At 67.7% G+C, this 26,332-nt stretch carries 28 protein-coding genes and 1 pseudogene; 9 read left to right on the top strand and 20 right to left on the bottom strand.

From position 1 onward, the window contains the following. The first annotated feature begins 5 nt into the window (after positions 1 to 5). Positions 6 to 428, top strand: coding sequence for an ATP-binding protein (locus GCE86_RS09140; protein ID WP_154226542.1), 423 nt, complete (start codon positions 6 to 8; stop codon positions 426 to 428). Positions 429 to 1,445: 1,017 nt separating this feature from the next. On the opposite strand, the gene GCE86_RS09135 is transcribed toward GCE86_RS09140, so the two are convergent. After that, complete coding sequence (locus tag GCE86_RS09135; protein WP_154226541.1) at positions 1,446 to 1,787, bottom strand: hypothetical protein; 342 nt, start codon at positions 1,785 to 1,787, stop codon at positions 1,446 to 1,448. 297 nt (positions 1,788 to 2,084) lie between these two features. Continuing rightward, positions 2,085 to 2,759 carry an HNH endonuclease family protein gene (locus tag GCE86_RS09130; protein ID WP_154226540.1) on the bottom strand — a complete coding sequence of 225 codons (675 nt, stop codon included), beginning with the start codon at positions 2,757 to 2,759 and terminating at the stop codon, positions 2,085 to 2,087. A gap of 292 nt (positions 2,760 to 3,051) precedes the next feature. On the opposite strand from GCE86_RS09130, the gene GCE86_RS09125 reads away from it, so the two are divergent. Further along, positions 3,052 to 3,966, top strand: a complete 915-nt coding sequence (locus GCE86_RS09125) for an endonuclease/exonuclease/phosphatase family protein (protein WP_244317239.1) — start codon at positions 3,052 to 3,054, stop codon at positions 3,964 to 3,966. A 37-nt stretch (positions 3,967 to 4,003) separates the two neighbouring features. On the opposite strand, the gene GCE86_RS09120 is transcribed toward GCE86_RS09125, so the two are convergent. After that, entirely contained in the window at positions 4,004 to 4,372 is a 369-nt protein-coding gene (locus GCE86_RS09120; protein ID WP_154226539.1) for a hypothetical protein, read from the bottom strand. A 316-nt stretch (positions 4,373 to 4,688) separates the two neighbouring features. Here GCE86_RS09120 and GCE86_RS09115 point away from each other — a divergent pair, with 316 nt between their 5' ends. After that, a complete protein-coding gene (locus tag GCE86_RS09115; protein WP_154226538.1) occupies positions 4,689 to 4,952 on the top strand; it encodes a hypothetical protein in 264 nt (87 codons plus the stop codon). A 90-nt stretch (positions 4,953 to 5,042) separates the two neighbouring features. On the opposite strand, the gene GCE86_RS09110 is transcribed toward GCE86_RS09115, so the two are convergent. From GCE86_RS09110 to GCE86_RS09090, 5 genes are all read right to left on the bottom strand, one after another. Next, on the bottom strand, positions 5,043 to 5,339 hold the full coding sequence (locus GCE86_RS09110; RefSeq protein WP_204342173.1) for a hypothetical protein: 297 nt from the start codon (positions 5,337 to 5,339) through the stop codon (positions 5,043 to 5,045). 170 nt (positions 5,340 to 5,509) lie between these two features. After that, the gene (locus GCE86_RS09105) at positions 5,510 to 6,466 is read right to left on the bottom strand and encodes a sigma-70 family RNA polymerase sigma factor (RefSeq protein WP_244317238.1); all 957 of its coding nucleotides are present in this window, start codon (positions 6,464 to 6,466) and stop codon (positions 5,510 to 5,512) included. 10 nt (positions 6,467 to 6,476) lie between these two features. After that, positions 6,477 to 7,685: an NAD(P)/FAD-dependent oxidoreductase gene (locus tag GCE86_RS09100; protein WP_154226536.1), complete on the bottom strand. Its 1,209-nt coding sequence runs from the start codon at positions 7,683 to 7,685 to the stop codon at positions 6,477 to 6,479. A 647-nt stretch (positions 7,686 to 8,332) separates the two neighbouring features. Continuing rightward, entirely contained in the window at positions 8,333 to 8,863 is a 531-nt protein-coding gene (locus GCE86_RS09095) for an SMI1/KNR4 family protein (protein WP_154226535.1), read from the bottom strand. A gap of 50 nt (positions 8,864 to 8,913) precedes the next feature. Then, positions 8,914 to 9,216 carry a hypothetical protein gene (locus GCE86_RS09090; protein WP_154226534.1) on the bottom strand — a complete coding sequence of 101 codons (303 nt, stop codon included), beginning with the start codon at positions 9,214 to 9,216 and terminating at the stop codon, positions 8,914 to 8,916. A 553-nt stretch (positions 9,217 to 9,769) separates the two neighbouring features. On the opposite strand from GCE86_RS09090, the gene GCE86_RS09085 reads away from it, so the two are divergent. From GCE86_RS09085 to GCE86_RS09075, 3 genes are all read left to right on the top strand, one after another. Next, entirely contained in the window at positions 9,770 to 10,015 is a 246-nt protein-coding gene (locus tag GCE86_RS09085; RefSeq protein ID WP_154226533.1) for a hypothetical protein, read from the top strand. Between the two features lie 979 nt (positions 10,016 to 10,994). Further along, on the top strand, positions 10,995 to 11,546 hold the full coding sequence (locus GCE86_RS09080) for an RNA polymerase sigma factor (RefSeq protein WP_154226532.1): 552 nt from the start codon (positions 10,995 to 10,997) through the stop codon (positions 11,544 to 11,546). After that, complete coding sequence (locus tag GCE86_RS09075) at positions 11,543 to 12,592, top strand: hypothetical protein (protein ID WP_154226531.1); 1,050 nt, start codon at positions 11,543 to 11,545, stop codon at positions 12,590 to 12,592. Before GCE86_RS09080 ends, GCE86_RS09075 begins: the two co-directional genes overlap by 4 nt. 790 nt (positions 12,593 to 13,382) lie before the next feature. Here the strand turns inward: GCE86_RS09075 and GCE86_RS09070 are convergent. Together GCE86_RS09070 and GCE86_RS09065 are read right to left on the bottom strand one after the other, a co-directional pair. Further along, on the bottom strand, positions 13,383 to 14,012 hold the full coding sequence (locus tag GCE86_RS09070; RefSeq protein WP_154226530.1) for a peptidase associated/transthyretin-like domain-containing protein: 630 nt from the start codon (positions 14,010 to 14,012) through the stop codon (positions 13,383 to 13,385). 231 nt (positions 14,013 to 14,243) lie between these two features. Further along, positions 14,244 to 14,818: pseudogene (locus tag GCE86_RS09065) on the bottom strand (transposase family protein); the annotation flags it as partial. 51 nt (positions 14,819 to 14,869) lie between these two features. Between GCE86_RS09065 and GCE86_RS09060 the strand changes: the two are divergent. Then, positions 14,870 to 15,265 carry a hypothetical protein gene (locus GCE86_RS09060; RefSeq protein WP_154226529.1) on the top strand — a complete coding sequence of 132 codons (396 nt, stop codon included), beginning with the start codon at positions 14,870 to 14,872 and terminating at the stop codon, positions 15,263 to 15,265. Between the two features lie 353 nt (positions 15,266 to 15,618). Here the strand turns inward: GCE86_RS09060 and GCE86_RS32325 are convergent, their stop codons facing one another. The 9 genes from GCE86_RS32325 to GCE86_RS09020 form a co-directional block, all read right to left on the bottom strand. Then, positions 15,619 to 15,753: a hypothetical protein gene (locus GCE86_RS32325; RefSeq protein ID WP_275587143.1), complete on the bottom strand. Its 135-nt coding sequence runs from the start codon at positions 15,751 to 15,753 to the stop codon at positions 15,619 to 15,621. A 250-nt stretch (positions 15,754 to 16,003) separates the two neighbouring features. Then, on the bottom strand, positions 16,004 to 16,606 hold the full coding sequence (locus GCE86_RS09055; RefSeq protein ID WP_154226528.1) for a hypothetical protein: 603 nt from the start codon (positions 16,604 to 16,606) through the stop codon (positions 16,004 to 16,006). 8 nt (positions 16,607 to 16,614) lie between these two features. Next, positions 16,615 to 17,271, bottom strand: coding sequence for a GNAT family N-acetyltransferase (locus GCE86_RS09050; RefSeq protein WP_154226527.1), 657 nt, complete (start codon positions 17,269 to 17,271; stop codon positions 16,615 to 16,617). A gap of 11 nt (positions 17,272 to 17,282) precedes the next feature. Further along, positions 17,283 to 18,779 (bottom strand): APC family permease, encoded by a 1,497-nt coding sequence (locus GCE86_RS09045; RefSeq protein ID WP_154226526.1) that lies wholly within the window; start codon positions 18,777 to 18,779, stop codon positions 17,283 to 17,285. A gap of 63 nt (positions 18,780 to 18,842) precedes the next feature. Beyond that, positions 18,843 to 19,580: a GOLPH3/VPS74 family protein gene (locus GCE86_RS09040; protein WP_154226525.1), complete on the bottom strand. Its 738-nt coding sequence runs from the start codon at positions 19,578 to 19,580 to the stop codon at positions 18,843 to 18,845. After that, positions 19,577 to 19,813, bottom strand: coding sequence for a hypothetical protein (locus GCE86_RS09035; RefSeq protein ID WP_154226524.1), 237 nt, complete (start codon positions 19,811 to 19,813; stop codon positions 19,577 to 19,579). The genes GCE86_RS09040 and GCE86_RS09035 overlap by 4 nt, the downstream gene beginning before the upstream one ends. A gap of 282 nt (positions 19,814 to 20,095) precedes the next feature. Then, on the bottom strand, positions 20,096 to 20,773 hold the full coding sequence (locus GCE86_RS09030) for a class I SAM-dependent methyltransferase (protein ID WP_154226523.1): 678 nt from the start codon (positions 20,771 to 20,773) through the stop codon (positions 20,096 to 20,098). 6 nt (positions 20,774 to 20,779) lie between these two features. After that, entirely contained in the window at positions 20,780 to 21,148 is a 369-nt protein-coding gene (locus tag GCE86_RS09025) for a hypothetical protein (RefSeq protein WP_154226522.1), read from the bottom strand. 134 nt (positions 21,149 to 21,282) lie between these two features. Next, on the bottom strand, positions 21,283 to 22,020 hold the full coding sequence (locus GCE86_RS09020) for a hypothetical protein (RefSeq protein ID WP_154226521.1): 738 nt from the start codon (positions 22,018 to 22,020) through the stop codon (positions 21,283 to 21,285). Positions 22,021 to 22,561: 541 nt separating this feature from the next. On the opposite strand from GCE86_RS09020, the gene GCE86_RS09015 reads away from it, so the two are divergent. Continuing rightward, positions 22,562 to 23,896, top strand: a complete 1,335-nt coding sequence (locus GCE86_RS09015) for a helix-turn-helix domain-containing protein (protein ID WP_154226520.1) — start codon at positions 22,562 to 22,564, stop codon at positions 23,894 to 23,896. Here the strand turns inward: GCE86_RS09015 and GCE86_RS09010 are convergent. Further along, a complete protein-coding gene (locus tag GCE86_RS09010; protein WP_154230412.1) occupies positions 23,893 to 24,552 on the bottom strand; it encodes an HAD family hydrolase in 660 nt (219 codons plus the stop codon). The genes GCE86_RS09015 and GCE86_RS09010 overlap by 4 nt on opposite strands. Before the next feature lie 822 nt (positions 24,553 to 25,374). Here GCE86_RS09010 and GCE86_RS09005 point away from each other — a divergent pair. Then, the gene (locus GCE86_RS09005) at positions 25,375 to 26,304 is read left to right on the top strand and encodes a hypothetical protein (RefSeq protein WP_154226519.1); all 930 of its coding nucleotides are present in this window, start codon (positions 25,375 to 25,377) and stop codon (positions 26,302 to 26,304) included. Positions 26,305 to 26,332: the final 28 nt, after the last annotated feature.

Below are 26,332 nucleotides of genomic sequence, written 5' to 3'. Positions count from 1 at the left end.
GTGCCATGACAGACCAGGATCGTTCGCCGCCGTCGCGCGGGCCGGTGCGACAGACGGCGCTGCTCTCCGCCTCCTTCACCCGTGACAACTTCGGGGCCCTTCGCCACGTCATCGCGGCGCAGGCAGCAGCAGCCGGCCTGTCCGGGGACCGGCTCGAAGATTTCGTCCTGGCCGTCAATGAACTGATCATCAATGCTGTCCGACACGGCGGCGGCCGCGGCAGTGTCCTTATACGGCCCAGAGGGCATGTCGCCCTCACCTGCGAGATACGGGACTACGGCGGCCCCAGCCAACTCCCGCGGATCCCCGACAACCCGCCCACCGGCGTTGGGGGCCGAGGACTCTGGCTGGCTCGCCGCGTCACCGACGCGCTCACCCTGCAATCGACCAACAGGGGCCTCACCGCCACCGTGACCATGGCTCTGTAGCGGCACCCTGGTCCGACAAAGTCCGGCCTACAGGCATGTGTCTGTCGCTCAAAAGGTCAGCCACTTCTCACTCGCTGATGATCTGGCGCTTCCCTCCGGCACTACTGGTCGTCTCTCTGATCAGCGTTTGGCGGCCCGCCCAGGGCCCAGACAACCCAACGGCCCGCGTGCGAGGTTCGGCACCTCTCGACCTAGACGGAGGCGGGAACCCCGGCCGCGCCTTGCTGCCTTGCTGCTGGGTGGGCAGTTTTCCGGCCCAACGACCTGCTCGGCGCTCCCATTCCTCAGCGGTGGGAGAAGCGAAGGAGCTTCGGCGAAGCCGAAGCTCCTTCAGCCGCATCCAGCCTTCTGAGCACACGTCGTATACCCGGCTCCGGAGGAATAAACTTTCGATCTTGGGTGGCTTCGCGCAGCGCTGGCTCGGGACAATGCAACGCGACGGCGCCGTCGTCGCGTGGCCGGTGGCGCTTCTGGGTACCAGGTGGCCGTGGATATGGACCTGGAACTGTGGCAGGCGTTGGCCGCGCGGCACCGGCAGTGTGAGGACGATCCGCGCCGGTGTCGCGACTGCCAGGCGTACTGGCCGTGCTCCTACCGCCTCCTGGCGGGTTGTCAGCCGCTCGCGACGGTCGGCACGGGTACCTCGGTTGCCCAAAGGTCGCTCTGGACGGCCTAGGCTCGGGACGATCGACGGGACATGCAACGAGGGCGGGCTCGCCAACGCCTCTACGACAGTCATGTCGGCCCTCGTTGAACCCGACCGACCGACCTGCCGGTGATCGATTGCCTGGCGCAGGCGTTGCGTGCCCGCGGCCAGCCTGCCTTTATCATCCCGCCGAGAAGGTCCCGGCAGCGCTCTCTCTTCGACAACCCACCGCTGGGCAAGCCCGCGGCCGGGTCGCTGACCACTTGGTCTGGTCACACTGAGGGTATGGCTGTCACGGCCACGGAACTGCGGCGACGTGCCAACCGCCTCCTCTCGCTGGTGCGGGCGCCGGCGCCGGGGAGTGCGGATTATCATCCGAACCGCCACTGGGCCTCTTCAAGAAAGTCCGCATGCTGGGCTTCCTCCCACTCCCGCATGCTCGGGTACCGGTCCCGGCAGTACCGCCGCTGCAGGTGATCGACGAACTGGGTCCGCTCGTCGTCGTTCGCCAGTCGCAGTCCACGATCGTCGTTGCCCGCTTGCAACACGACACCACCGTCGGCCTCGACGGTCAGGGTGATCTCGTCGTCACTCGGATCAGGAGCACGAGCAGCCAAGTACGCGAAGTAGATGTAGCGGTAGTCGAACTCGTCGTGTCGGTCGTGCACCCAGTTAAGCCAGTGATCCACCTGCGCCAAGGTCCACGGTTCCATACGTCCCTCCCCTAGGTTCCCGCTGGGGCCACGCCACCCTTCTGCCATAGATCCAAGGCTATTGAATGGCCGCCACCCTCCCTGGCGGACGGCACGGCCACCTGGCTGGCCCACCGCCACCGTCGTCGCAGGCCGCAGTGGTGGCGGAAAAGGGGGCAAGCCTGGGGCTGAGCTCGCCGCCCGTTGACCACATCCCTGGCATCCGGCCATCGGCCTCATCGCCTCGGAAGCCCGCCCTTGCTTTCCAGTGGCAGCCCGCCGGCGGCAACCTCGGGGTTTGAGCGCGCGGACTGGCCGTCAGGAGCTGCAGGTGTTCAGCATGCTCTGCAGGGCGGACTTCTCGGCCGACTGCAGGGTCAGGCCCCAGGTGTACTTCACGGTGATCCACATTTTGCTGTAGGTGCACCGGTAGGACGACAGGGGCGGCTGCCAGGTGGACGGGTCTTGGTCGCCCTTGGCCTGGTTGACGTTGTCGGTGACGGCGATCAGCTGCGGGTGGCTGAGGTCGTTGGCGAAGCTCTGCCGCCGGCTGGTGGTCCATCCGTTGGCACCTGAGCGCCACGCCTCGGCGAGGGGCACGACGTGGTCGATGTCGACATCCGAGGCGGCGGACCAGGTCGCGCCGTCGTATGGGCTGTACCAGCGGCCCGATACGGCGGCGCAGCTGCTGTCGGTGACGACGGAGGTGCCGTCGCGCTTGAGGACGGTCTCGCGGGTGTTGCAGGTGCCGCTGATGGTAATCCAGTGCGGGAACAGGTCCCGGGAGTACCCACTCGTCGAGCCCTCGGACTTGACGGTGAGGGCGTTGAGCTGCGACTGGGCGGTCGCCTTGGACGGGATGCCGGGAGGCGTCGCGATTGCCGGCGCGGCGTCCACGGCGAGTAGGTAGGCGCCGGTCAGCGCCACGGCGGCTGCGGCGGTGACGGCTCGCCGCCGCAGTGAGGTTCGGGGGGACTGTCGGGTGACTGGCATGAAGGCCTCCTCGGCAGCGCGATGAACAGCGACCATCTCGGCCGAGCATGTCCATCGAAGGTCGCCTTTGTGAAGAGGGAAAGAGGCTTCTGCGAATACTGGCCCGTACCAGCCTCCCAGCGCCGCTCCGGTGGCCGGCAGGCGTGTCTGTTACTGCTGGCGGGTTGGTGCGTGTCGACATGGCGACGGAACGGGCGATCGCGGCTGGAGCGGCGTCTTAGAGTGCGACTCTCAGGCTGGTAGCACACGTTGGGAGCGACGGTGGCCAACGACCTGATCGTCAACGTGGAACGTGGAGAACCTGTTCCGACCCGACGCTGGCGACACGCCGGCGGCAGAAACGTACACCGCGAAGCTCGCCTATCTCGCCGGACTCGTCTCCGGCACCGGCGCCGACGTGGTCGCCCTCCAGGAGATCGGCTCCCCGACAGCGGCCGAGGATCTCCGGGCAGCCCTCGGCGAGCCGTGGCAGGCGGTGGTGTCCTCCCACCCGGACAGCCGTGGCATCCGGGTGGCTGTTCTTGCCCGCCACGCCCTGACCGAGGAAGCGCAGATCGTCGCGCTGCCGCAGGCGGGGCTGCCTGCGGTCCCCGACGTTGACGGCGGGACCCTCACGCACCTGGGGCGCGGGGCGGTCCAGGTGCACGTCGACTGCGGCGGCCCCGAGTTACGGCTGCTAACCGCCCACCTCAAGAGCAAGCTGCTCACCTACCCCGGCGGGCGGCGCTACCCCCGCAGCGAAGACGAACGCGCCCGCGGCGCCGGCTACGCCCTGCTGCGCCGCACCGCCGAGGCCGTCGCGCTACGCGTGCACCTCAACGAGATCCTGACCGCAGCCGCCGTCAACGGGCAGCCGGGCATGCCGACGATCCTGTGCGGCGACCTCAACGACGGACCGGACGCCGTCACCACGGTGCTGCTTGAGGGCCCCGCGGACGGCGACGTTCACCGCCCGGACAAGGGCGACGCGGTCCGGCTGTACAACCTCGGACGACGCCTGCCCCCAGCCCGCGCCTACTCCCGCATCTACCAAGGCCGCGGCGAACTGATCGACCACATCCTGGCCACCCGCGACCTCCAGCTGCGACTGGTCAGCGTCGACTCGCTCGTTGACGACATCACCTCCATCGGCGCCTCCACCCGCAGCCGGGAGCGAGCCATCGTGCCGGATCACGCCCCGGTCATCGCTCGATTCACCAGCCCGTAGCGCAAAGGGCGCGGGCCGCCGTCTGATGCGGTTGCCATCAGCGCTGCCGACAGCTTCGTGGCCGAGCCGAGTCGCCCTCCGCCTTGCCGAGCATTACGTCTGTGTCACCGGATCGGATGATCTCTTCTAAGGCTGCCACCATCGCCTCGACGCCCGGCCTTGGAATGATGACGAGGTCCGAGCACCAGAAGTATCGACCTCCACCAGCCTCGCCAGTCTCAGCCCACTTTTGCAGGACGCGGCTGATCTCATCCGTGGTCATGAAGGTGGCGTAACGATGGGTGCCATCAGCAAGGCAGACGTGGGCATCGATGTTGTCGGCCGTTTCAGGATCATCGTCCTGGCCAGGCATGAAGCGAACACGTGCGCCCTCGACCATGCAGTCCCAACCCGCTACCTGACTCACGGTGTCATCATTGCAACTCCGTGCGCTGGGCGTGGAGTCGGATTGATCTACACCGTGGATAGCCAGGGAAGGTGGGAGTGGCACACGGCACCTTCAGGCCATCGGCCCGGGCCGCCATGACCCCGTGTTGACCGTTGCATCGGGCACGAACCGGCCGCGTTCACTGCTCCGGTGTGGATCGGCGGTGGAGAGGTCGAATGACGTTGCATGCGAGGTCATGGAGGCTGGGACACGAATTGAATGAAGGGATCAACGGATCTGGTCTTCAAGAGCCGCTGGAACAACTTGATCCTCAAGGCTGTGGGACCCTGTCGCGGTGTCGCGTGCGCGCCTGCTGACGGTCGTCGGGGTCCTCCTGATGGTGACCTCGTGTCTGATTCCCTGCATCACGTTCTGGAACGGGATCACCCTGCCCGACCAGGACCCGACGCCTGAGGCCATCCAGCAGGAGAACGCGGAGGCCCTCGCGTTCGAGCAGAGCTTTGAGAACGCGGTGTGGATCGCCGCCGCGCTGGCAATCCTTGGTCTGGCTGCCTTCATCTACGCGTGGAAACACCGCCGGAGGCCAACACGCGTTTAGGGGACGAAGTAACGTCGCAGCTCGTGTCCACGGCTCAGGGGCCGGTGCCGGCGTCGTCGGCCCCCGTCTTGCGGGCGGAGCCTGGCACTTTCATCCCGTGCGGCTGCGATGCTCTTGTCGGTAGACGGCGACGGCGGCGGTGTCGGCGACTTCGGTGATTTCGAAGGCGTCGGGAAGGCGCTCGTCGAGGGTGGCGCTGATCTGTCTGACCGCGGGTGCCGGCCCGGCGACAGCGATGGGCACGTCGTGCACCGATGAGCGTGCCGAGGGCCAGGCGAAGGCGGTCAGGAGCACGCTGACGGCCACCGTGAGCAGGGCGACGGCCCTGGCCACCGCTGACCAGGGCGACGGCGATGAATCGATTGCGGGGTGGGCCTGAGCGGCCATCTTGTTTCCTCCTGATCCGACGGTGTTCGTCGCAGGGTGAGCGGGGTTGGGGGCTCTCAGCGCGGGACGGCAGCGAGCCGCTGCACGTTGTCCGCATGTGGCTGGTGGTGTCCGAAGCCTGGGTGGTTCATCGCTCGCGGTTGCTTCGCCTGGCCGCGGTCGGCATCGGGTCACCAGTGGGTGATGAGCGGCGGCTCCGGTTCGTGCTGCCGCCAGGTTTCGGCGAGGCGGGCGAGGCGGGTGGGGGCGGCGATGCCGCGCACGGTTGCGATCTTGCTGTTGGTGATGTCGAACGTCACGGCGCCGGCGACCTGGTCGCCGAGCATGAAGAGGATGGCGGGGGCGCCGTTGACGAGCGCGTAGTGGATGGCGGGGGTGCCGCCGACGAGTCGCCGTTTCGCGGGTGTGGGTTTGAAGCCGGCCCGTACGACGGCGGCGATGCGATGCGGAGTGTCGTATCGCAGCAGCGTCTCGGCCAAGCCGGCTGCGCCGTCGGAGACGGCGGTCGCGTCGTCGGTGAGCAGCGCCACCAGCCGTTCGGTGCGGCCCGAGGAGGCAGCGGCGAGGAATTCCTCGACGATCCTGCGGGCGGATGCCGGGTCGACTTCGCCGCCGCGGCGCCGTGCGGCGTTGATGCGGCGCCGGGCTCGGTGGAGGTGCTGCTGGCTTGACGACTCGGTGATGTCGAGGATCTCGGCGATCTCGGCGTGGCTGTAGGAGAACGCTTCGCGCAGGACATAGACGGCCCGCTCGAGGGGTGACAGGCGCTCCATGAGCGTCAGCACTGCCAGGGAGACCGATTCGCGCTGCTCGAACGTGTCGGCCGGGCCGAGCATCGGGTCGCCGTCGAGGAGTGGTTCGGGCAGCCAGGCGCCGACGGTGCGTTCGCGGCGGGCTTGTGCCGAGCGGAGCCGGTCGAGGCACAAGTTGGTGACGACCTTGGTCAGCCACGCTTCCGGCACCTTGATCTGCTGCCGGTCGACGGCCTGCCAGTGCAGGAACGTGTCCTGCACGACGTCTTCGGCGTCGGTGGCGGAGCCCAGCAGCCGGTACGCCAGCGAGGCCAGCCGGTTCCGACTGGCCTCGAACCGACTGGTGTCGAAGCGATCGGTGGCGGTGCTGTCCACGCGGGCCACCCTAGGCGGCTGCGCCGAGTGCCTTCGTGGCGGACGCATCTGGCACGGTGTCCAGGCGGCGCTTGCGCTTGGGCAGACCGAAGGTCGGGTGCGACGTGGCCCACAGCGACATCTTGAGGATGCCCGACTTGATCCGCGCGGCCTTCCGGCCGCCCACGTACTTCGGCTTTGCTTGCGCTTCGTCGTCGACCGCCTGCAGGATCCCGTCCTGCCGCCCGAGGCTGATGTGGTTGGCCGTGTAGGTCATCTTGATGTTCGCGATCTTGCGACCGGTCAGGCGTCCGATGATCGCCTCGATGACTTGCTTGCTGGTGTGGCCGGCCGAAGCGCAGGACATCGGCAGCGGCCGGCCGTTGTCGCCGATGGCGTAGGCGCTGTCGCCGGCGGCGTAGACGTTCGGGTGCGAGACCGACCGCATGGTGCGATCGACGACGATCTGGCCGCGTTCGGTGACCTCCAGCCCGCCGGCGGCGGCGATGGGGTTGACCGCGAACCCGGCCGTCCACACGGTGGCGTCGGAGGCCACGGCCGTGCCGTCGGCGCACAGCACCCGCGTCGCTTCGACGGCTTCGACGCTGGTGTGCTCCAGGACGGTGATGCCCAGCCGGTCGCATGCCCGGCGCAGGTGGCTGCGGGCTCCGGCAGAGAGCCGGGCTCCCAGCTCGCCGCGGGCCACGAGCGTCACCGACAGGCCAGGCCGGGATTCAGCGATCTCGGTGGCGCTCTCGATGCCGGTCAACCCATCGCCGACGACCAGCACCCGCCCGCCTTCCCGCCGCCTGTCCAGGCTGTCCAGGCGCTCGCGCAGACGCAGCGCCGAGGGCCGGGCGGCGATGTCGAAGGCATGCTCGACCACGCCGGGGACGCCGCAGTCGTCGCCGCGGCTGCCGAGGGCGTAGACAAGCGTGTCGTAGCCGAGTCCGCCGCCGCCATCGGCGTCGGCCACAGCAACGACCTGGCGCTCGGGGTCGACGGCGGTGACACGAGCCAGGCGCAACCGAATCCCCGTGCCCGCGAAGACGGCGGCGAGCTTCGGAGCCTCGATCTTCTGGCCGGCCGCGAGCTGGTGCAGCCGCAGCCGCTGGACGAAGTCCGGCTCAGCGTTGACCACGGTGACCTGGGTGTCCGCCGGGGACAGCCGGCGGGCCAGGTTCCCGGCGACGAAGGCCCCGGCATAGCCGGCGCCGAGGACGACGATGCGGTGCTTCATTGTGATGCTCCTGTCGGTTCGCTTGCTCTCGGTGACTGAGCGGAACAGCACCCCGATTGCTGACAGGAACTTCATGTGGCATGGGTCACAGGGCGGCAGCAGCGCCGCCCAACGATGCTCACGATTATGGATGCGACTTGGCACCCCGGATGGGGGTCGAGTCTGAGACACACGGTTTAGGTTGCGCCTGGTCGGAGGCGCGCGGGTTGCAGTCTTTGCAGGTCAAGCCGTGTCTCTGCACATCCTCGGCCGGTAGCCGTTTCCGCTCGCTTCCGGTCGACAGCGCCCACAAGACTCGGAGGCAAGCAGCTCTGCTGCGCGGCAGCGATCGCCCCCACCTCGATGGAGAGCGACCCCGATGGCGATCGTCCCGCCCCAGCCCCTCGTTCATCACGCCCCGCAGTGTGGCCGGCCGGCCCGGCCGATGCCGGCCGGAGGTCGCCAGCAGGCCGGGGCCGGGCCGGCGCGGCCCGCTTGCGGGCCACCTTGATCTGATAGAGCGCAATTCGGCGACGTCAGCCGCAGTCCCCTTGTCCTCCGTCGACTGACGCGACACTCGTCCGCCAACTGATCTGCGACACCTCAGCGCGCTGATTGCGGCAGGTCGTGCCCCTGACCGTGGGGAGCTGTAGGCCGTGGTCAGCTTGTCAGAGGCCGTAGGTGTGCGGTCCGCCTAGCCATCGGCTCAGATACACGGATTGGCTCTCGCCGGTAAGTAGGCCGACCAGTGCTGCGGAGAATCCGACGTGGTAGTGCTCCCAATACGGCCCTCTTTCCTTCAGCACAACAGGCCATTCGTCAGGGGCCGTGCCGGGCCTGACGTGCCAGAAGAGGAAGTCGCCGTTCCGGGTGTACCCCCACGAGATCAGGTTGTCGCCAGGCTCGAACCAGGACGGGACATCCTCGCGGTTCGGCGTCCAACGCGATGCGTCGCCTAGCGGCCAGCCTTCGGACCAGTTGTCGGGCCCCGCGAAGTCCAGGCGGACGCACTCGTGCGCCCAGGTGTTGTGTTGCACCAGGTCTGCCCAGTCGTGGACCGCGTTGGGGGCGCAGACGATGAGGTGATCATCGACGGAGCCGGGCCCATGCACGTCGACGAACGCCTTGTAATCGTCGGGCAGCGCAACACCCAGCTGTGTCTCGACTGGCGACCAGCCGCATCCGGTCGCGTCTGACATGGCGCGTGCTGGCAGACCCAGTAGCCGGGACAGGCGTTCAGTGCCGTCGACTAGCCGCTGGAGCCTTCGCCGGCCAGGATGTCGTCCTCGATGAGCCGCTCGCCGGAGACAATGTCGCCGGGCCTGAGTTGGTCGCCACCGGCGCCGGTGACGACGGCGGATGACCCGGTGAGCTCAACAACGACCAGGTCCAGGTTCCGCTCCTCGCGGCCATGCTCGCAGCAGGCACGGTCGAAGCGGTCACCCGGGCGAGCCCAATGCCGCGGGTGATACCCCGGCTCACCCTCCAGCTGCCAACCTCCCGGCACTGCCTGGACAGACTCAACGAAGAAGCTCAGACGCTCGGTACGCACAGACAGCATCGTGCACGGCTGGCATGGCACCCGTCATCCGGCCCCACCGCCGTTTCCACCGACATTCGCGCTCCGGCTACATCAGGACAGCGAGGCGATCGGGCACGCAGCGGGCACGTAAGCCGCGGAAGGCCGAACAGTGACCGTTGATCAAGGGTGTGACCTGGAGCCACCGGCAGGATTCGAACCTGCGACACACGGTTTAGGAGACGGTTTAGCCCTTGCGGCGCCGGCCTTCCTCCTACCAGGGCATACGCCCGAACTTTCGCCACGGCCGTGCTTGATCATTCCGCGCATGTTCCGGATCTTGCCGCTCCTCAGGAGCCACGTCAGCGACGTCCACTTCGACGGGTAGGCCGGTGCGGCCGATCGTGGGCCTGGTCACGGTACGGCGCCTCTGCTCAGGCCGTCCGCGGCCGTCGGCTCGTGTTGGCGACGGCCGCCAGTCTTGGCTGTACGGATGGCTGTACAGGCTTGAGCGGGAAAGGTACAAAGACAACTCGTGCCCGTTATCACGGTTCGGCAAGCCTTGAACCTTGTTCTGGTCCGACCTATGAAGGTCGAGATCGACGGGCAGATCATCGGACGCCTGGAGCGTGGCGCTAGCCAGAGCTTCGGCGTGGCACCAGGCCCGTATGTGGTGCGGGTCCATCTGGACTGGCGAAGCAGCTTGCCGATCCACGTGGACCTTGACAACGACGAAACGATCACGTTGGAGGCGGCAGTAGGCGAGCGATCCTCAACGTTCAGGGCGAGGTTCTTACGGCCGAAGGCTGCGCTCGACTTGAGGCTGGTGTGACCTACGCATTACGAGATCAAGTTGCCCACCAGGGTCCACCTGCCCCAACCCCGCCTGGCCTGCGGAAACCCCTCTCGGCATCTCTCAGCGTCAGCGGCCGGAGCTCGACCTCTTGAGGACTGGATGAGGACTGGAACCGGGCAACCTTACGACCGTCTGATCCGTAGATTGCCATGACCGCTTCACGGCAGTCCGCCGACATCCGGCTCGCCGTGGCTGCCAGCGCCCTACCCGGCCGATCCGGTTCGGCTTCATTCGGTCGCGTAGGTCCCCGTGGTTCCCGCGAGGAGCAAGGCTTGAAACCTATGGATGGGCCATTGGGAGGCGTACCTTCCCAAAGGGATCCCTGCCAGAACTGAGAGAGGGCATCATGCCAGTCACTCTCGTCCCCACGACCGTGAGGCGAGCGGCCGCATGGATTGGCCTCGTCGCAGCCGTAGCCGCGATGGCCTACGGAGCGGGCGTCATACCGGCGCCTGCTCGGGTTGCAGTGGACCACTGCTACGTCACCTACGACCAGTTGGAGAGGCAGCACAGCCGGTGCGCGGGGCGCTGGACCCGGGTGGGTCTGACTGCTTCAGGACGGGTCCACGGCGTGCCCGTCAGCACGCAGTGGCAAGCACTCACCACGGATCCGGACGAGAACTACGAATGAGAAGTCACCGTCCCCGAAACCTCACGTCGTCACACTGCCCTCACTGTCCTGACGTTTGCATGGATTATCCCGTGGTCCCTACAAGTCCTGTTTACGACTCTCACCGTCACGACGGTTGGCTATCTCGCCTGGGCAACTACGAGCCGGCTGCGACGACCATCGGTTAACAGCCCCGACTCGCGCTCCCGGGCAGGGTAGGGCGCTGCCCATCCACGGCGGCGTGTGTCCGCTGCCGCGACTGGCTTATGCGGCGCGGTCCTCGTCCGTGAACCTGCTTGCGTGGATCGGGCATAAACAGGCGTGAACGAACTACGGTCGCAGCCGATGCAAGTCGCCGACGACGTGCTGATCCGCGAGTCGATACGAGATCCGGAACGGTTCGCGCCGATCTTCGACCGGCACGCCGCCGCCGTGCATCGCTACCTGGCCCGCAGGATCGGAGCGCCGGGCGAGGACCTGCTGGCCGAGACGTTCCTGATCGCGTTTCGGCGGCGAGCCTCGTACCGACCGATGCAGCTCGATGTGCGGCCGTGGCTGTTCGGCATCGCCACCAACGTCCTGCACCGGCACGTACGCCAGGAGGAACGCCGGTATCGGGCGCTGGCCCGGGCCGGGCTCCTCGAGGCCGGTTCGCACGCGGACGACCCGTCCGATGACCGACTGGACGCCCAGGCACTGCGATCCGCGCTCGCCGCGGCGCTGGCGGGCCTGAAGCCCGCGGACCGGGACGCGCTGCTGCTACTGGCCTGGGCACAGCTCTCCTACGTCGAGATCGCCGCCACGCTCAATATCCCGATCGGAACCGTGCGTTCGCGGATCAACCGGGCCCGTCGGCTCACACGTACCGCACTGAGCTCGCTCAAGGAGGACCGATGAACGAGGTCACGTTCTTGCAGGCGTACGGGCCGGACGCGCCGGACCTGTCCGACGAGGCGCTGCACGCCGCCCGTGTCAGAGTGCTCGCTGAGATCTCGGCCGCTTCGACCGCCGTGCCGCACGCCACTCGGTCCGCCCTGGTCAGCCGGCTCGGCGCGGACAGCCGTCGGAAACTCCTGACACGTCTGGCCCTCCCCGCGGTGGGGCTGGTCGCGGTGGTAGCGACGGCTCTCGCCGTCATGCCGGACGCGTGGCAGCGCGCCCCCTACCCGCCCGTCACGGCAGACGGCCCCAGCGGCACCCGTTCGGCTGCGCCAGGCCGCATCAAGCTGGTCGCCGCGACCGCACCGGAATTCCCGTACGCGCTGCCGAACCTCGGCAAGCCATCGTTCACCGCTGATCCCGGTGGCCCCATCATCGCCGTCTATCCGGCCCCGGACGGCAGCGACGTGGTGCTCACGATCGGCACAGCGCGCGGGGACCAGCCAATCCGGGGGGAGCGCGACATCAGCGTAGACGGCCGGCCGGGCCGGATCCTCTCCATGCCCGGGGACGGCTTGGGTTCTGTGGGCTCCGTTCAGCTGACCTGGGAGCGGCGACCCGGCGAGTGGGTGACGATCGTCGGCAACGGCCGCCGTGCCAGCGTGGAGTCGGTTCTGCAACTCGCCCGTCAGGTGGTGGACCAGCCCCAGCGCCTCGCCTTCAAGGTCACTGTCGGCCTGGTCCCAGACGGTTGGGGACTCGGCGGGTTCAAGGACGGCGGCTCGATCATCTCCTACCGCGATCCGGCGAACTCGGACCTTGACTTGCACGTGCGGTGGACGCCGGAGCCGGACACGAGCCCGGATTCCGACATCGAGGGCTTCCAGACGGCGCATGCCGTCACGGTGAACAAGCGTCCGGCCCGGCTCGTCCGGGCCGAGCAGTTCTGGCGGCTGACAGCCACACTCGCCGATGGATCCGGGTTCACGCTGATGGCACCGCGCTCGTTCACCAGGGATCAGGTAATCGCCGTCGCGAACAGCGTCCAGCTGAACCGCTCGTAGGTGATCTCCACGGGAACGCGATATTCCGTTGATCATCGCTGCGACGATGCCGGTCGTTACTACTTAAGGATCTCCTCATCGGGCAGTCGTAGACCTTCCAGGCGTCCTCGGACGGGGACAAGGTGGAGCGCCCTACCGGACGAGTCTCAATGGCAGTCGTCAAGGGCGGGGCGGCGACCGAGGGATTGTGAGATCAAGATGGGCGACGTGGCGAGCTGCACGGATGAGCTCCTAGCAGCGATCCAAGACCCAGGAGTCCCCCAAGACGACGCCGGCCAAGTCGGGCCCCCGCCGGAGGCATGCCCTCATTGGCCGGCGCGCCGGCCGATGCCGGCGCTTGCGCCGCCAGCAGGCCGAGCGCCGCCGACGCGGCCCGCTTGCGGGCCGCCTCGATCTATCAATAGGCCAACTCGGCAACACGTGCGCGCAGCTGTCGTATCGGCATCACTGTCGGCCTAGGCCGCGCCCACGTCGCACCGTCAGTTTGAAAGGTGTCTAACCTCAGCTTGGGAATCGGGTTGAGCCACGGCCGCCGGGCGTGGTGTCGGCTGATGATGGACGCGCGGGCGACCGGGCCAAGCTCTACGACGCGCTTCTACTGGCCGATGTTGACCGCTGCATCGGGCACGGGCTTGATGAGGCCGAGGCCTGAACCCCTTAGTCGCGAGTGGCAACGCAGCGGGCAAAAGCGGGACCTGGGCACCAAGCGGCGCTGACCAGGCGGTACGACGATGGCCCCGGCACTGAGCGCCGGGGCCATCGATCCGGTTTCGTCGTGGCGGGCTGGTCATCAGCTCCCGGAGTCCGGAAACAGGTACAGGTCGAACCACGTCTCCTGGTTGTCAAGCTGCAGCTGCTGGCTGCCGTAGAGGCTGGGCGGGCCGGCGTAGGTGCCGGTGAGGGTGTAGAGGCCCGGGTCGACGGCGAGCTGGAAAGTGCCGTCGGGGCCAGTGACAACCTCGATCCCAGCCGGTTCCAGCCGGATCGTCGCCCCCTCCACCGGCAGCCAGGTGGTCGCGTCGATCGCCTGGCCCTTGAGGTTCCAGGCGGCGGAGACCGTGAAGGTCCCCTGCGACATGGGGCTGAGCCGGCCGTGGCGATCGACCGCGACCGCGTACACCGGATGCTCACCGCTCACGTTGCCGACGTCGATCGTCACACTGGCCGTACCGTCCGGCGCCGCCGGCACCTCGCTGTCCAGGTTCGTGTCGTCGAGGCTGTACCGGAACCTGGTCACCGTGGTGTCACCGTTCGCGTCGAACCTGATGGCAATCTGGCCACCTGCAGCGACGCTGTCCCCGTTCGGGAAGCTGATCGACGGTTGGAGGGGCAGCTTAGCCCCAGCCTGGCGCCCGGGGGCCGCCGACGCTGGCGACGCCACCAACGTCGAACCGGCGGCCAGCAGCAGCGACGCAGCCATCGCAACAAGCCCGCGGCGAGTAGGACGGATGCGCGCACCCGAGGTTGGTCCGACAAACATTCAAGCCCCCGCATGATCAGAATGTCACGGTGTGATCAACGTAGCCAGCAAGATGATCTCCGTCAACGTCTTTCGATACGGCGCGAGTGGATCTGTGGTCGCCAGTTGGGTTGCGAGGCCTAAGCGGTGTCTCGTAACCCGCGGCGGGTCGCTCTCCGAGAGCGGCTGCGCTCAGGCGGTGAGTGCGATGTTGTGAAGGTGCGCGATGCCGGAGGCGGTGTCGGCCAGTGTGGTGGCGGCGCGGCGGTAGTCGCGCAGGATCTTGTAGGTCTTCAGCCGGGCGAGGGTGTGTTCGACGCGGGCGCGGACGGTGCGGTGCTCGGCGTTGAACTCCTCTTTCCAGGCAGGTAGCGGGCTGCGGTCATGGGGTTTGCGGTAAGGGATGATCACTTCGGGGTTGCCCAGGTAGCCGCCGTCGGCCATCACTGCCCGCCCAGCGAGCTTCTCGGCGATGCCGCTGGTGCGGTAGACGATGGTGTCGTTGCGGTTGCCCGGCTGCGGGATGCCGAGGGCGATGACCAGGCGCGTGTTGGCGTCGATGGCTACCTGCAGGTTGGCCGAGTACCGGTAGTTCTTCGACGGTGCGGCGAGGCGGTGGTCACGAGTGGGGATCAACGTGCCGTCAACGATGGCGACTGGTCCTTCGGGCGGCGACGGAACGACGCTAAGGCCAGCAGTGGGCCGAGGCTATCTATGACGCGGTGCGCGGCCGAGTGTGAGACCCCGAACAGCGGCCCGAGCTGCCGGCGTCACCTTCGGCCCCGCGTGGACTTGATCGCCTGCACTAGCCTCGCTGCATGTTTCCCCGGGCCTATCCAGCGGTCCCCATTTCGGGGCTGGTGGCGTCCGTGTTGATCCTTCTGGCCGGTCTCTTCTCCGACCTGGGGCCGCCCCCGCCGGCCGGGCAACTGCTTCGCGGCACCGTGATAGCCGTCCAACGGGACAGCGGCGGCCACATAGTGACGGCGCTCGTGCAGGCCGACACTGAAGGCGGTCCGGTCATCTGCGGCATCGACCGGGCGGCGTTTGGCGGCCAGCGGCTCCCGGCGCTGCACGCGGAGCTGACCGTTGATTACCAGCCCATGGGCTGCGCGCTCCCTCCGGTGTCGCGGCAACTACCCCGTTGGGCGATCCTCGCGCTTGGCGGTATCGGCGCGGCGCTCATGGTGCTGTGGCTCCGCGCAGGCCGGTGAGGCGCCCGGCCTGCGCCTCGTCACTGGCCAGCACGTCGCCGACCTCTGCCTTGTAAAGGCGGCTCGATCGCTGACGCTCGCCGAACAGTGTCGACGGGTGACGTTGGCATGGGAGGCCCTGCGTCCTGTGCCAGCGGATATCTGTTGTTGTCACGCGCTTCGCTGGCTTCTTGCTGACGGCCGGTGCCTGAAGCCGCGCTCGAACCGGAAGCCGCGGCGGGCATGACAGGTCCAAGTTGGACCCATCGCCCCGGGACCCTCGGGTACGGTACTCGCCGCGTCCCGACGTCTCGCATGCCGTTTCGCGGTCTGTTGTGCCAGGTCTGCGCCTGGTGATCTCGCTCTGCCAGGCGTCACCGCCCAATCTGCAGGTAGACCGGCGGGGTGACGACGCCGAGCACGTCATCGCTGCCGGCCAGCTCGGTCAGCAAGGCGCGGTACGGCTCAGCAGGGGACCAGAGGCACGTCGCGGCCGACGAGGCGTACATCAAGGCCAAGGTCGCCCATCCAGGTCGGGAACGCCTCATCGATTAACGACTTGCCTGTCGACACTCCAACGAACCAGACCGTGGACGTCACCGGCCAAGGGTAATCGTCAACCGCAGCTGAATGGCCCGGAAGGGTGACCTCGGGTGGCGGGTCCGCACCCCCTGCGGACCTGCGCGGTGACACCTTCCGGGCCCTTCAGGGTGTCCCGGCCGCTGGAGGCAGGGCGGTCGGGCTTCACCGGAGGACCGTTCAGCTGGTGCTGTTGTTCGGAATCGGGCGGCCGGCGCGGGTCAGTGGCCAGAGCCTCGGGCCGCTGGGCAGGTGTAGCGGTAAGTCCGCTCGGTAGCCGTGCTGGCAGAGCAGGTCTCGGGCGCCCTCGGTGGTGACGACGGCGTACACCGGGTGGCCGGTCCGGTCGACCATCTGGTGGTGCTGGTGCAGCAGTTCGCCGGCGACCGGCCAGCCGTAGCTGGGTTGCACGGCGAGCCAGGACAGCCAGTGGTGCGGCGCGTCGGACCGGTAGCTGCGTACCGCGGCGTTCAGCTCGTCGAAGCGGGGAGCCGCCTGGCCTGCGAACGTGGTCAGGTGGTAGTCGCCGAGCGCCCATTGTTGCGCGTCCAGGTCGTGGCGGCGCCACACCGCGACCGCTGACCAGTCCCCTGCCACGTCGACGTGGCCGGTTTCGATGGCGTGGTCGACGTCGACGGCGAGGAGCCGGTGCAGGACGTCCAGTCGGTTGTCGGCGTCCGGCACCAGCCACTCGGCGACTGGGTCCCGGGACAGGGCGTCGACCAGCAGTGCGGTGATGGCGGGAACGTCGGCCGGGCGCGCCCGGCGTACGGAGGTGGTCATGGCGGCGTTCACCGCGGCCGCCGGTAGTAGGGATTGGGCGGCGGGAACGACGAGCGGACGCCGCCGTTGAGCTGGCCGCGCCACATCGGCCAGAAGGGTGGCCCGGACGATGTCGGCTGCATCGGCAGCCCGGCCTCGTAGCCGTGGCGGGCGTACAGGTCGCGGTTGCGGGGGTTGCTGGCCTCCAGGTACGCGGGCAGGTTCTCGGCGTCCAACCCTTCGTGGGCGTGGGCGAGCAGCGCTGACCCGACGCCCCGGCTCTGCACGGCCGGGTCGACGCCGAGGTAGGCGAGGTAGGCGTGCGGTAGGCGCGGGTGGCGGGCTTCGAACATCGCGTCGAGCAGCAGGAACTTCGGCGCGTACCGGCCGGTGGCTTCCTCCAGCCCGTATAGATGGTCGGAGTCCGGTGGGGGTGTCTCGTCGCGCCGGTACCAGATCGCCGCCCCGGACAGGTCGTCGGTGGTGTCGACTCTGCCGTCGCTCAGGCCGAGGGCGAGCATGTACCGGAAGTAGCCGGTGAACACCTCCGTCCGGTCGGCGGTCTCGGGGACCGCCCACTCGGCGACCGTGCCGGTGGAGAACGCCTGCGCCAGCACGGGCAGCAGCGCTGGCACGTCGTCGGGGGTGGCCTGCCGCACGGTGAGGTCTGCGCGGGTTGTGAACATACTGTGGCTCCTCAGGCGGGCTGGCGGACGGAATCGGGTGTGCGAAGGGGCGCTGTTGCGCTGTCGGCGCCGAGGCCGATCGTCTGGTAGACGTCGGGCCGGGCGGCGCGCAGCGTGAACGCCCATGCCAGCCCGGTCGCCGCGGCGACGGCGTAGCTGGCGGGGAACATCCATCGCAGCGGGGAGGTCGGGTCGACACCAAGTAGGGCGTCGAACTGTTCGACGGTGACGACGAGGATCGCGCCGAGGGCCAGGGCGGACAGGACCGGCGCGACGGCAGTGCGCCACCTGCCGTCGTGGTGGGCGATCCGGGTGAAGTAGCTGACCACGGCGACCGAGGTGGCGGTCATCAGGATGAGTACGCCGAGCGCGCCGAGGGAGGTGAGCCAGAAGAACAGGTGCACGATCGGGTCGGCGTCGGCCAGCACGTACCCGGTGAGCACGGCCACGGCGAGGACGCTCTGGAGGATCGAGCCGGCTTTCGGCGCGCCGGTGCGCCGGCTGGTCCGGCCGAGGACGCTGGGGAGGACCCGTTCGCGGCCGAGCGCGAACGCGTACCGGGCGACCGTGTGGTGGAAGGAGAGTAGGGCGGCGAACAGTGAGGTGATGAACAGCCACCGGCCGAGGGTCACCAGCGACGAGGTGAGGTGCGGGGACACGAGGTTGAAGATGAGGTCGGTGCCCTCGGTCTGGGCGGCTGCGACGATCTGGTCGGGTCCGGTAGCGACCGACATGGCCCACGCCGACAGCCCGTACAGCAGGCCGGTGACCGCCACGGCGATGTACGTGGCGCGGGGCACCGTCCGTTGGGGGTCCTTGGTCTCCTCGGCGAATACCGTGGTTCCTTCGAAGCCGACGAACCCGGCGATGCCCGTGACGAGGGCGGCGCCGAGGCCAGGCCCGATCAGGTTGCCCGGGGCGAGGGTGTCGAAGCTGACGCCGAGATCGTTGACGGGTCGGGCGACCATCACCGCGTCATAGACCAGGGCGATGATGCACTCGGCGACCAGTAGGACGGCGAGGACCTTACCGTTGAGGTCGATGCGCAGCAGGCCGAGCACGGCGATCACCGCGCAGGCGATGACGGCGCACAGCCACCAGGTGGTGTTCATCCCGAACCGGTCGTTGAGGAACCCGGACAGGACCGCGCCGAAGACGCCGTACAGGCCGATCTGCATGGCGTTGTAGGCGAGCAGGGCGACGATCGCGGCGGCGACGCCGGCTGGCCTGCCGAGGCCTCGGGTGACGTAGGTGTAGAACGCGCCGGCGTTGACGATCCGGCGGGACATGGCCACGTAGCCGACGGCGAACAGGGCCAGCACGCCGGCGACCACCAGATAGGCCAGGGGGATGCCGAGCACGCCGGTGACGGCGTAACCGGTGGTCGCGCCGCCGGCGACGGCTGTCAGCGGCGCGGCGGCCGCCACGACGAAGAACACCACGGCGGGGATGCCGAGCCGGCCGCGCGCGAGGACAGCCGACACGGTGTCAGGATGAGGTCTGGGCATGGGAAGGCTGCCCCTCTCACGGGGTTGAAGGGTGAACGGTGGGGTGGTTCGCCGCAGCTGCGCTCAGGTGCGATGGCTCAGAACGGTGTGACCGATCGCCGTGTCCAGGTCGGCGAGGAGTTCACGCATCGGCGGCGGGGCGGCTGCCAGCAGGCGCCGCAGGTGCGCGCCGACCGCGTAGGGCGCGCCGTCGAGGATGAACTGGTCCAGGCGGCAGGACGCCGCGATGCCGGCCAAGGCCAGGTCGAACGCGTCCAGGTCCTCGTACTGACGCAGCTTCGTTGACAGGCGTGCCCACGACCAGGCAGCGACGTTCATGTCCGCCGGAACGTGCACCGTCACCGTGCGGAGGAAGCGCCGCTGCTGCTGCGGTTCCACCTTGCCGGCCTGCCACAACCGTCGCGCGACCTCATCGTGGGCAGTCGCCGCGAGGTACGACAGCCACGTGCGGGTGGCGGTGTGCTGCGGTTCGCCGACGAGCCGGTCCAGGATGAGGTGTTGCAGAGCGTCGGCGGGCGGCCGGTGGTCAAGCACGTAGATGTGCCCGCGGTCGAACGAGATCCGCCCGGCGGCACCCAGCTCGCCGAGCAGCGCGGCGGCCAGCCCGTGAGTGATCGCGCTCTGGTGCAGCCGGGGCCGGCCGGTCTGGTCGTCGTGCGCGATCAGGAAGAACTCGTCAGCCAGCAGCGGTGGCCGATCCGAGCCACTCCCCCGCGGCTGCCGGTGTCTCGCGGGTGTGGACTCCAGGTGCAGGTGCACTACCGGTCGGTGATCTTCTGCGCCAAGGGGTGTGGGGATCACCGCTGCTGGCCTTCCTCGCTCGGGACTTCAACGGGAACGGGGATCTTGAGCTTCCTCAGAACGTCGCGCCCGCCGGGATACCGGGGCAGTTCGTCAACGGCCCATCCGTACTGGGTGCAGGTCGTGCTGTCAGTGCAGTTGAAGCAGGTGTGGCCGTCGGCGTGCTGTTGCGCTGTCCGGCGGGCCGAGTCGAAGACATCCGCGGGGCGGTAGCTGTCGTCGATCGGGCTCATCGCGGCCTCGCAGTTCGGCCTAGGGCGAAGGCCCTGCCAACCATCTCGATCCAGGGCGGATGCTGGGTCGAGAGCGATGTACTCGCACTCGGGGCGTTGTCGTAGCACCCGTAGCCACCGGTCGCTGGGCTTCGCGTTGTTGGTTGAAGTCCGGTGCACGACCACGTCAACGGGGATGCCGGGCGTGAGGTCAAGGCCGAGTAACCACTGAATGTCATCAAGCCGGAGCGCTGAGCCCTGCGCCGGTTGGGCACCGTCGGTGATGTCGCGTGGTCAGCAGACTCAGGCATTGGAATCTCCGCCGGCCCTCTGCGCGCTCACGAGCAGGCAGCAGACCTCACCGGTCGGGCTGTCGATGGTCGCTACGTCCAGGCATCTAAGTCCGGATGCGGTGATGGCGGCTTTCCAGCCCTGCGGCCCCGACGTCCAGCGGGCGACGGGTACCCGGCTCCCGTCCGCCAGCCGCATTATGGCCCGACGTGAGCCGAGCCAGCGCGGGTGCGGTACGGAGAACAGCAGCCGGCCGCCGGGACGCAGTTGTCGTGAGATCAGCGGTAGGAGCTGATCAGGCGGGCACAATCCGACCGCCCCGAAGATCGAGAAGCAGATATCCAGCGGGTGCGTGCGGGCGAGGAAGATGCGCGCGTCGGCGCAGTGGAAGCGGATCGGCAGGTGGCCCCAGCGGGTACGTGCCCGGGTGATCTGCAGCGGTGCGACATCCACCCCGACGCAGTCGGCGTCGCGTAGTGCCAGCGGTGTCAGGTTGTCACCGTTGCCGCAGCCGAGTTCGGCTACGGTCAGCCCGCTCACCTGGCCGAACAACTCGATCCCTGGGCCGTGGCCCGGATACTGCGTCCACTCGACTCGGCCCGGAGTCATCGGTCGGTCGTCGGGCAGCGCGAGGAGTGCTTGCCGGTCCCACGCGTGCCGGTTGATCGCCGTCGAGATGCTGGTATTCATGGCGCGCTACGACTGGGTGACGTCGAGGCAGGACTGCACGTTACGCATCTTCTTGCCCAGGTTGATAAGGCTTCGGGCAGCTGCCTTGAGGTCCTTGGAGGCGGCGCGCATCGCGGCCAGGTTCGCCGCATCGGCGTTGGGGTTGGCCTTGACCCAGCGGTCGATGGTGCGGGCGACGTGTTCGGCGAGTTCGGCCTCTTTGGTGACCACGCTGCGGAAGTGGCCGGCGCATTCGGTCCAGTTCCATGGGTGGGGCTCATGGCCGACGCCGGCGGTGTCGAGCTGATAGTTGGTGTATTTCAGCGAGGTGCTGATGCCGTCGAGCATGTCCCGGACCGTCACGACCCGGCCGCTGGTGTCCCTGGCAATCGCCACGACCACTCCTCACATGTTCCCGGGGTGGCCGCGCACGGCGCGGGAGACGCCGCGCGCGGCCACCGGTTCGGATAGAGGTGGCCTGCGCGGGCAGGATGAAGCGGCTTCAGGCGCCGCGCGGCCACCGGTTCTTCTCAGGTCAGCGGGGCCAGGGTCCGCTCGATCCAGGGCACGCGCATGCCAGCCAGCTCGCGGCGCATCGTTTCGACGTCGGTGCCGAAGGGCACGACGCAGCCGCCGGACATGTTGGGAGCGCCCTGGCAGGCGTGGACCAGCCTGCCGCCGAGAGCCGCGTGCGCGAGGATGCTCTCGCGTCGCCGCGACTCGTTGAACCAGGTGCCGTGATACAGCTCGTCGAGCACTTCAGCGGTCGCCTTGTCCAGATCGTAGACCACTCGGGCAGCAGCGCACAGCATCCAGGCAGGGGAAACGTTGCTGATATGCCCGTCAAGCTCGACCCGGTTGAGGGCCATCAGGGTCCCGCACTCGCGCAGCATCAGCAGCGTCCCGTCAGGCACGAAGTCCAGGCCAGGGTCCTGCAAGTGCTCCTCGCGGAACATGTAGGCGTACACGTCATGTGCGGTGCGCAGCACCTCGGCCGGATCGGTGGTGGCGTGGCCGTGCTCCTTCACGAAGTCCAGCACGAGCTGCTCGATCGTCAGATCCTCGCTCTCCGCGGCCGGGAGCAGCTCGTCGCGGACCTGCTGCCAGTCGCACAGCAGCCAGCTCGGGTTCTCGTAGCGGAAGAAGAATTCCTCCGGCTTGATCGTCACCGTCGATCCGTCGATCGTGATGCCGTGGATGCGCTCCCAGGTCTTGGTGAACGGCACGGGCAAGTCGACCTTGATAACGTCGGCACTGGCTACCGTCATGGCGGCAATTCCTCTCAAGATGGTATGTGACCGTCTGCGCGCTGGTGGGGCGGGCCTGCGGAGCTATCCGGCTGGCAGAACCACCGCTATGAGTGGCTGTGAGTGGGCGTGTCTCACCTCCTTGTGGCTCGGCTCCCAGCTTTGGCGGACCCACCTGGATTCCGCGTGGGCCCGCCAAGCAATGCGGCGGCTGAAGCGACCCACTGGTCACTCGCCCGCGCAGCCTGATGGCGGTACGCAGACGAGGAGTCAGCCTCGTGCACAAGGATCGGGACGCCGCAGCAATCGGCCGCGTCAGCTTCCTGGCTGGCTTGCCAGACTCGATAAATCTGTCCACCATGGATCCTTGCTGTTGATGAGAACGGGGTCTGCGAGCTGACCAGCCGCACAGGAGCGGGCTTCGATGCTTGTCAACACGAAACCGTTCACGGGCGGCCAGCGGTACCGTCCACTAGCCGTCCGCTCGCAACCAGGCAATGACGGGCCATAGCGGAGGTGACTAGCGTGACCGCCATGGACAGGCAAGGCGGGAGGTGCTCAGATGGCCGGAAGGCGCTACTCCCCTAACCGACGGCTAGCGTGGGAGAGGCTCCAGCGGGGCTGGTCGTATGAGGAGGTCGCCGAACGTATCCGCGCGGGGATAAGACTCGCTGGAGAGAGCGACACCGGGCTCAACGCCAACACGGTGCGGCGATGGGAGACCGGCGAACGATGGCCGGACCCGCGCTACCGCAAGCACCTAGTAGCCCTCTTCGACAAGCCAGCCAGCCAACTCGGCCTTCTCACTGCAGACGAGCTGGCGCTCTGCCCGCAGGCGGAGACACTGCACGAGTTCAGGAGATTGTGGGACATGCTCACCGGAGAAGAGAACGAAGCCGGCTGGGACCGCGCAGCCGTCCTACGCGCACTGTTCGGCGCCAGCATGCTGCCCCTGGTCGCTCCCCTGCTGTCGCTGGACCTCCAGGCAGCGCATGCGGATACGAAGACCGCCGACCCGGACGCCTACGCCGAGATCGTCCGCTGTCAGCGGGCGCTGTACTGGACTAGCCCGGCAAGGTCGCTCTACGAGGCCGCATACGCTCACACCCAGCTTGGCACCGGGCTCGTCCGCGCGGCGAGCGGCACCAGCCGCACCACCCTCTCTGCAGCCCTCGCCGAATCGGCGCTCCTCACCGCCCGGCTGGCGTTCTTCGACCTCAACCAGCCTGCCATCGCTCAGCGCTGCTACGACGTCGCCCTGGCCGCCACCCGGGAAGCCGGGGACCACGCCCTGGCCGCCACCGTCCTCGGTCACATGGCCTTCATCCCCGCCTTCAGCCGCGACCCCTCCGCCGCCCGCCCGCTGATCGACGCGGCGCTACAGCACACCTGGCACGGCGTCAGCCCGGCCGTCCGCTCCTGGCTTCACTGCGTCGCCTCGGAAGTCGAAGCCCGCGCCGGGGCTGGATCAGCGAGCCGTCACCAGATCGACCTCGCCTCAACCGCGATCGAAGCCAACTCGACCCCGCCGGAATGGCTCGACTTCTACGACGCAGTTCGTCTGCACTCATTCGCCGGCTACGCAGCCCTAGCGGCCGACGACTACACCGAGGCCACCAAGCAGCTCACCGCGGCCCTCGCGGGCCTGGCCGCCACGGCAGCCAAGCAGCGCAGTGTCATCCTCGCCGACCTCGCGTCCGCACAACGCGGCGACGGAGACCATGCCGCTGACTACCTCAACCAGGCGATGGACGCCCTGCTCAACGACTGGTACGGCACCGGCCTGGACCGGGTCCGAGCTGTCCGGCCGGCACTTGGCGACAGCCGGCAGGGCAGGCAGCTTGATGAGCGGATCGCCGCCCTCACCGCGAGCCGAGCCGCCCTGCCCGACCACTAAACCGCCGACTCGTTGTGCTTGCGTACCAGCTCGGGCAGCTCAGCCAGCGAGTCGAGGCGGAACAGGCAACGCTCGCTAACGATCTTGTCGTCGAGGATGTGCCCCCACGGGCCGCGCCGGACTAACGCGGTCGCGATCCCGGCCTCCTGCGCAGGCCGGATGTCGTTGTCCAGCCGGTCCCCGACGTACAGCACTTGATCGGCTGGACAGCCCGCCTCCGCCACAACGCGCTCAAAGAACGCCGCCGATGGCTTTTCCACACCCCAACCATCCGACGTGCCGATCACATCCACCGGCAGGTCCAAGGCACGCAGAATCGTCTCGGCCCGTGCCGTCTGATTACCTGCCAGGCCCACCTGCACGCCCAACTCCCGCAGTCCGGCGAGGCACGCCCGGGCATCCGGGTACAGATTCTCCTCCGAGAAGTGCTCCGGCTGACCAGCCGCTGCCCGGCGCTCCCGCTCCTCGGTCAGATCGAAGCCTGGACGGAAAACTTGGAACGTCTCCCGGTAGTCCAAGCCGCGTGCGATCACCGCCCCGAAGACTGCCGAGAAAGTGTGCCGCGGTACCCCCAGCCAGTCCGCCCAGGTCCCGTACTCCCGGGACTCGTCGACGATCGTCTCTCCAACGTCGAAAAACACACTAGCGATCACCATCTGATTGTGCCGCTTTTGCCCAGAGTGATCAACACGGACGGCCGCACTCCGGCACGCGGGTTTCGGTCGGTAGCCTGCCGACTGCGCCGGAACGTCAAGCAAGAGCGGCATCCGGATCGGTCCCCGGACGAACCCTTGTTCGGCATCGTTCAGGACGTGTGGTCCCCTGACCGAGCAATGGGCCTACGCCCGCCCTACCTCTCTGAGGCCGCACGCCGCAAAGCCCTACCCGGCTGGCCGCACGCCTACAATCACCACCGCTGTCACACCGCACTCGGTGGCGAACCACCCGCCAGCCGCGCTTCCAACCTCTCTGGGCAGAACACTTAGGTCGACGGCAGTGAGGGCGACGGTTGCATCAGCGAGAGGACCGGAGGTGCGGTCACGGGTTGCCGGGCATACCAGCCAGGAACGCCTTGCCGAAGTTCTTGGCGTCGACCGCTCCACCATGGTGCGGTGGGATCGGGGAGAAACTGATCCACAACCGTGGCATCGACGCCTGATCGAACCAGGGACCTCTTGGCTGTGCACGGGCGCGCCGCACCGTTTGTGACCTTGCGCCAGAAACCTGCGGGTTGGGATCGGTTCCGTTAAGCACTGTTCGGTGCAGTTAGGCACAGTTCAACGCCGTTCCGTGCATCCAACTACTCCCCCGATCGTCGATCCCGGATCCCAAGCGGGGGACGGATCAGGCAGTTGTCGGCTTACCGTCACTCCCTGAGCTGTCGGTTGCAGGGGAGGCCCGCATGAAAAAGAGTAGGCATGCAGCAGCCAAGCCCACAGCCCTACGGAATCGATCATCCACGGCGAAGGGATCCGCTCATGGACGATTCGAGACTGCCGACATCGGACCTTGCCAACGCGTACGCGCAGGTGGCCGGAATCCTTGCTGGGTTTGCGTTCGTTTCTCTCGGCAACTACCTGGCCAGTGGCCAGCGCAGCAGCGAAGAGGACAGTGAAGGCGTCTTGGTTCGCCGAATCTCGACCACCCTTTTCTCCGCTTTCGCCGCACTCGTGCTGATCTCCGTTCTGTACGCGCTGCTGACGGGAGAGAAGGACGGCACCACACGGGCAAACACGGCGCTGATTATAGCGGGCCTGCCATTCGGCCTGTCCGTCCTAACGCTATTCTTCGCCCTGACTCTTATGGCATCCGACCGCGGCTTCAAGGAGGTGGTTCGCTTGGGGCTAATCCTCGTAGTCTTGATCGGCCCCGCCATCGTCCACTTACGGCTCATGAATGCTCTCGCAGCCGTCGATCCTCGATCCAACGAACGCTTATCACCCTTCTACGTCGGGATACGCCTGACCGTTGTCCTTATGATCGCCGCTTCGGCAGCATGGGCGATGGCATCGTGGCGCCGCCGCAGACGGGGCGACCACACAGCTCCCATCGCGACGCTCGCCACCTCCCATGCAAGCCTGGTCACAGCCGTAGTGGCCGCCGTCCTGTCGTCGGTCGTCATAGCCAAGCCTGAAGCTTATAGGCCACCACGTGTGATGCTCTATCTGATCGCTGTCGGAATGTTCCTACTGCTTGCCGTATTCGCAACCTGTGCAGCGTTGGCAATACATGGCGCTGACGCCCTCCGCCGAGTTCAGCCCAGTGCTACACGTGAATCTAAAGCCAAGGAGGCCTCTGGAGCGACCGAGCCGACACACACCCTCTCCCCGATATCTGAAGAGATTCCGACCAACCGGATCATCCTTTCCCTCGAATGGCGATCCGGCAGGTTCAAGCGAAAGGGGTAGCATCCATGCGATGCAAGCACGGCAGAGC

This window comes from Micromonospora terminaliae, from assembly GCF_009671205.1.
Lineage (GTDB): Bacteria > Actinomycetota > Actinomycetes > Mycobacteriales > Micromonosporaceae > Micromonospora > Micromonospora terminaliae.
This window is presented reverse-complemented; position numbering and strand designations above follow the sequence as displayed.